The organism is Nitrososphaera sp. (genome assembly GCF_050748925.1).
Lineage (GTDB): Archaea > Thermoproteota > Nitrososphaeria > Nitrososphaerales > Nitrososphaeraceae > Nitrososphaera.
In genome coordinates, this window is record NZ_JBOGQF010000121.1 from 1 (window position 1) to 5101 (window position 5101).

Annotated in this window: 8 protein-coding genes; 7 read left to right on the forward strand and 1 reads right to left on the reverse strand. The window is 57.1% G+C overall.

Annotation, left to right across the window (positions count from 1 at the left end; genetic code table 11):
* The 5 genes from ACREAY_RS09555 to ACREAY_RS09575 form a co-directional block, all read left to right on the forward strand.
* Positions 1–428 (forward strand): cation diffusion facilitator family transporter (locus tag ACREAY_RS09555; protein ID WP_431755542.1); only part of this gene is annotated, 428 nt, incomplete at its 5' end.
* A gap of 138 nt (positions 429–566) precedes the next feature.
* On the forward strand, positions 567–1136 hold the full coding sequence (locus ACREAY_RS09560) for a hypothetical protein (RefSeq protein WP_431755543.1): 570 nt from the start codon (positions 567–569) through the stop codon (positions 1134–1136).
* 2 nt (positions 1137–1138) lie between these two features.
* Positions 1139–1741 (forward strand): hypothetical protein, encoded by a 603-nt coding sequence (locus ACREAY_RS09565; protein ID WP_431755544.1) that lies wholly within the window; start codon positions 1139–1141, stop codon positions 1739–1741.
* Between the two features lie 24 nt (positions 1742–1765).
* Positions 1766–1933 (forward strand): hypothetical protein, encoded by a 168-nt coding sequence (locus ACREAY_RS09570; RefSeq protein WP_431755545.1) that lies wholly within the window; start codon positions 1766–1768, stop codon positions 1931–1933.
* Positions 1934–1937: 4 nt separating this feature from the next.
* Complete coding sequence (locus tag ACREAY_RS09575) at positions 1938–2624, forward strand: DsbA family protein (RefSeq protein WP_431755546.1); 687 nt, start codon at positions 1938–1940, stop codon at positions 2622–2624.
* Here the strand turns inward: ACREAY_RS09575 and ACREAY_RS09580 are convergent.
* A complete protein-coding gene (locus ACREAY_RS09580; protein ID WP_431755547.1) occupies positions 2621–3901 on the reverse strand; it encodes a hypothetical protein in 1281 nt (426 codons plus the stop codon). The genes ACREAY_RS09575 and ACREAY_RS09580 overlap by 4 nt on opposite strands.
* 80 nt (positions 3902–3981) lie before the next feature.
* Here ACREAY_RS09580 and ACREAY_RS09585 point away from each other — a divergent pair, with 80 nt between their 5' ends.
* Together ACREAY_RS09585 and ACREAY_RS09590 are read left to right on the forward strand one after the other, a co-directional pair.
* Positions 3982–4710, forward strand: coding sequence for a hypothetical protein (locus tag ACREAY_RS09585; protein WP_431755548.1), 729 nt, complete (start codon positions 3982–3984; stop codon positions 4708–4710).
* 35 nt (positions 4711–4745) lie between these two features.
* Positions 4746–4937 carry a hypothetical protein gene (locus ACREAY_RS09590; RefSeq protein WP_431755549.1) on the forward strand — a complete coding sequence of 64 codons (192 nt, stop codon included), beginning with the start codon at positions 4746–4748 and terminating at the stop codon, positions 4935–4937.
* Positions 4938–5101: the final 164 nt, after the last annotated feature.

Sequence of the window (5101 nt, forward strand, 5' to 3'; positions counted from 1 at the left end):
TCTCGCTGAACCTCGACGCCAAGAACTCTATCAAGGACGGCACCGCGTCGTTCGTGGGCCTTGCAAGCGTGATAGCGGCGTTCTTTGGCGTCCCATACATGGACGGGATAGGCAGCATCATGATTGCAGGATACATTTTCTACATGGCTTCGACCGCGCTCAAAGAGTCTGCGCTGGTCCTTATCGACGCGGTCAAGAACCCGGAACTTCAGGACAGGATGGTAAGGTACGTCGAGTCCAACTTTAAGGTCAGGGTTGAAAAGATACTCCTCCGGCCTGCCGGCATCGACTTTTTCGCGCAGGTGCACGTCGAGCTTGACAGGAACATGAGCCTGGAGCAGGCAAACGTCATATTGACGGGCATCCGCGCTTCTATAATCAAAGAGTTCGAGACCGAGGACGCAATCGTGATCCCAAAGCCAGTCTAATTACTTGAAGCATAGATTATAGAATTTTCATTATATTATGAGTTATGATATATTAGTCTTATCAAACTCATAGTAACATGAATTATTTCCGCTAACATTCAATTAAAGGCGTAAATATTGCATTTACGTATTATCGGCATGCTGTCCCAATCGAGCTCTGTGAAAGCCATGGAAAGCGGGGCAAAGTATGGCGCAATAGCCGGCCTGATAGCCACCTGGTCAATATCAACAGCAATAGCTGCATCCGAGCTGGAGCTCGGGCTGCCTATAGGCTCCTTTTACGCCATAATGGGCCTTAGCCTTGGGTACGGGGATTTTGCAATTTACGCTGGCTTTGGCCTCCACCTGCTGACTGGAACCGTGCTTGGCGCCCTCTTGGGCTTTGCAGCTGCACGCCTTGCTATCAAAAGCCTCCTCGACCCATATCGCTCGCTCCTGATGGGGATGGGCGCAGGAATGGCAGTATGGCTCGTGCTGTTCCTTCCTGTCACTGCATTGATGGTACAGCCCTCGCTTTCGCGCTCTGGCCAGCTTGGCGAGTACTTGCAGCTACTGCCACTTGACGCAGGGCAGTTTGTCTGGGGCATTGCGCTGAGCGCGATTGTATTTCATCTGGTCTGGGGCGCCATCTTTGGCTACATGGCAAGCGCGCTGATGCGGATCCAGGCATTCAAGCTGGCCCATCCCAAAGGAGGCGTGGCGCAATGACAATGTCTGAAGCGCGCCCGGTGCCGGCTCATTCCGGATTGGCAGTGCTCGGCTCGGGAGTCGCGGCGGGGCTGGTCGCCTCGCTTGCCATCAGCGCGCTGATGCTTCTTGCAGAAAGGACTGCCATGCTGCCGGTGGGCACCTTCTACATGGTCCTCGTCTCTGCAGTCTTGCCGGCAACCGACTATGGAACATATGCAATCGCGCAGGGGCTTTTGCTGCACCTGCTTGCAGGAGCCGTCCTCGGGCTGGTCATGTCGGCGCCGTTTGCTCTCTCGAGAAAAGCATATGGCACGCTTGGCCGGCTTGCGCCAGCGTACGGCCTTGGCGCCGGAGCCCTTGTCTGGGCGGCGCTGTTTATCCCGGTGACGTTTGGGACGATGCTGCCGCTCCTCCAGTCGCTTGAGGGCCGCCCCGACATCCGCCAGCAGGCTCCTGCCGGCGACCTTTTTCAGGTGGCCTTTGCAGACCTGCTTGCGATGACTGACCGCATCATCTACACTGCGCTTGCGTTTCACATGCTCTACGGCCTGCTTGCGCTCATCATGACAAGGGCATTTGCAGGAGCACTACTCGAAAGAAAGAAACCGCAGGTAATTTTATAAAGCCAACAAGAGCTCGTTTCGCTTATGGGCCAGAGGCGCTTTTTGAAAAGCGAGAGGAGAAGGGGCGAAGCAATAATCATCGCATGCGGGATAGGCCTTGGGGTACTCGGCCTTGCCATCGGCGTGCAGTATGTCTCGTTTGGCGGCCTCTGCATCGTCGGCCTCGGCATCTTTTCGATATTTTGGAGATAGAAAAATGAACAAAGCAATAATCGCCATAATTGCAGCAGTCATACTGGTCGGCGGAGGCGTGGTCGCCTTTGCGTTTTCAAGCGCGCAGCCCGCGCCGCAGGACGAGACTACTCAAGAAGATATACTTACCCGGCTCACAAAGCCTACGATCCCGGCTGCAAACGCGCTTGGGAGCCCCAACGCAAATATCACGATAGTCGAGTTTGGCGATTACCTCTGCACATACTGCCACCGGTTCCACGAGGATACCAAGGAGCAGCTGCTTGCCGGCTATGTGCAGACCGGCAAGGTGCAGTTTCTCTTCAAGGACTTTCCGATAAACGACCACCTTGGCGGCGGCTCGACTCTCGGCGCCCGGGCGTCCTACTGCGCTGCAGACCAGGGCAAGTTCTGGGAGTTCCACGACGGCATGTATGCAAACTGGGGCGGCGAAAAGGCCGGCTGGATAACAAATGAAAACATGCAAGCCTACGCCAAGAACGCAGGCGTTCCAGACGCCGGCCAGTTCAAGTCGTGCCTTGACTCTAACAAGTACGCCGACGTCGTGCGCGAAAACAACCGCCTTGCGAGAGACATCGGCCTCGACGCGACGCCCAGCTTTATCATAATCCCGCAAGACGGCGAGCCGCGGCTGATAAGGGGCGCATACCCGTATTCCGCGTTCCAGCAGGTCCTTGACGAGTCTGCCTAGCGCGTGACCGCGTAGCGCCTGCCAGTCAGCGACTCTAGGCTGTCAGAGACTTTCTTCAGGTGCGCGTCCACCTCTGCATTCTTTTCGGCGATCTGGCGCCTCTGCTGCTCAAGCGACTGGCTGTCGCGTACAAGTTCTTCCTGCTGCTGCGCTATCCGAGACTCGATCTCGCCTGCCTTTTGCACGAGGCCCCTGTCGCCAAGCGCCTTCATCTCTTCCGCAAGCGCCGCTGCCGTCTTTTGCATCTCTGCAGTGGACGACTGGATAGCGTCCAGGTTGTGCAGGATCTTGTCGGCGTCTTTTAATTGCAACTTGCCGGCAGCGACTGCCTTGCGAACTTCGTTCAAGAGCTCGGCATAGGGCGCCGGGTCGTCATAGATCTTCCACGGTTCGCTTCCCATCGTATGCAGCCGCCTCTCTGTCTCTTTTGAGACGCCGTACGAGTATTTCGTCAGGGCGCGTGTCACGTGGGAAAACATTTCACTTGCGTGCGACTGGAACTGCTCCTGGCGCCTTTGCACATCCGCAAGCCTTTCGGCCGCGGACCGGGCCTGCGCAAATTCCTGGGAATTGGTCAACGCCTCCAGCTCTGCCTTGCTATTTGAGATTTCCGTCTCAAGCGCGGCTATTCTCTCCTCGCCCGCCCTGACAGACGCCTCCGAAGTGCGTATCGATGCGGCCTTTTGCAATATCGTATTTATCGTGTTGCCGCACTTTACCACGGGAGCGCGGTCCTGGTCAAACCCTGCAACGGCGGACCTTGTCTCCTTTAGCAGGTCGTTGAGCGTCGCAAACTCGGCCCTCATCATGTCGGCGCGCTTTTGCATGAAATAGTTTATCATCTTGCTGTGCGAGCCGCTCACCTCTCCAAAGCGGTTCATCGTCGCCTCCAGCCTGTCCTTGAATTTTTTCGCGTCCGCCGCAGTCTGGATGGCCGGCAGTTCCGCAGACGACTCGCGCCTGAGCGCCGATATCACCGTGCGCTTTGAATTTTCCGCGGTGGAGCCGAACCTCTTTTCCATCTCTTCCAGCTTTATCTTTTCTTTTTCCATCGCGTCTGCTATCTTTGCCAGCGACCCGAGCGACCCTGCGACAGAGTCCTTGGTTGGCGCCAGCCGGGCAGCCAATTCCTGCGCCGTGCCTGCCTCGATTTTTGACAAGAGCTCCTGCACCTGCTTGACTGCTAGGGTGCTTGCTGAGGGGGCCTGCACCTCTGACGCCTGCTCCCTGGCGTCCCTCTTTGCATCCTTTTTCTTGAAAAAGTTGAAAGGCGCCACTGGGAAGAGTAGCGCAGAGCGCCAACAAAACTGTTGCGCTTTTCCAGAAGGCTTAATGCAAAGTTTTTGGCATAATGTCCATGGCGGCTCTGCGTGGAGCAAGGGGCTGGTTTGAGCGGCACCGCCAGACCATGCTCATCATGAACGCGGTGAGCGTCGCGCTCTTGTTCATGATGCACGTCTATGCGGCGGCCGTGCCAACTTATTCGCAGCAGGTGGGCAACGCAGTCAGCATCGCTGCAATCGTGCTGGCGTCGATAATCATGCTAGGCGTGGCGTGGAAGGGCGTCGTCCCTGCCGTGATATGCGCGCTGGGCCTGGTGCTCGTGCACAATTCACTTATCCTCCCCTACTTTGCGCCGGCCGACCCCGAGTTTCCCGACTTTTTCTTCAACAACCAGGCGCCCGTACAGCCCCCTTCTGCCGCAGTGGCGGCGTTTGTGGCGACCAGGATGTACTTTATCCTTGGGCTTTTCATGGTGGGCCTTGCCATGGCCATTGCGTTTCGGCCGTCCATCCTTTCAACGCGGAACCAGCCGGTGCCCGCCGACGACCTGTGGTCCAGTTATCCCGTGTGGCGCGACAGCATCCTTGAAGGCCGGCAAACCGAGCCTTCGGTGCCGGCGATGAGCCTGATGGACGAAAAAGACCGCTACCTGATGTGGCGCTACGAATACGTCCTTGCCGACATTTACGGCCAGCCCCACCTGGTGAGGCCGGACAGCCTCGTGCCAAAGAGGAACACGGCGTTTGTGCGCGACAGCATCAGCGGCCTGCTCGTGGGCAAGGCAAAGTTCAACAGCATGTAGTAGACTTTTAAAGGGTCTGCCTGCAACAGTGCGTGATGAAATCAAGCATCGTCGTCTTTGTGGCCGCCTTTGCGGCGATGGGCCTGCTCCTTGGCGTCGCCGCCTCGCTCGACGTCCCGATGCTGCAAAAGCCCGAGTTTCAGAACACGGCCGGCATGATGAACAGCACCTCTGCAGTCGGCATCGAAGAGCAGGTTCAGGTAGACGTAGAAAAGGCCGGAGAGTAGAACGTTTTTAGCGCACCCGCGCTTTTCCTGATTGTTGGACACCGAGACCGCGGAGCGGATAATTTCGGACGAAGTCGACGCCGTCGGCAAGGATTCTTCCCGGATAAGGGAGAACGGCTGCGCCGCCTGCCACGTTCTTTTCACAATCAAGGACAGGATGGGCC

Excerpts from the sequence above, each read along its gene's own strand:
- ACREAY_RS09575 (WP_431755546.1), top strand. The coding sequence starts at position 1,938 with ATGAACAAAGCAATAATCGCCATAATTGCAGCAGTCATACTGGTCGGC.
- ACREAY_RS09590 (WP_431755549.1), top strand. The coding sequence starts at position 4,746 with ATGAAATCAAGCATCGTCGTCTTTGTGGCCGCCTTTGCGGCGATGGGC.
- ACREAY_RS09560 (WP_431755543.1), top strand. The coding sequence starts at position 567 with ATGCTGTCCCAATCGAGCTCTGTGAAAGCCATGGAAAGCGGGGCAAAG.
- ACREAY_RS09585 (WP_431755548.1), top strand. The coding sequence starts at position 3,982 with ATGGCGGCTCTGCGTGGAGCAAGGGGCTGGTTTGAGCGGCACCGCCAG.
- ACREAY_RS09565 (WP_431755544.1), top strand. The coding sequence starts at position 1,139 with ATGTCTGAAGCGCGCCCGGTGCCGGCTCATTCCGGATTGGCAGTGCTC.
- ACREAY_RS09570 (WP_431755545.1), top strand. The coding sequence starts at position 1,766 with ATGGGCCAGAGGCGCTTTTTGAAAAGCGAGAGGAGAAGGGGCGAAGCA.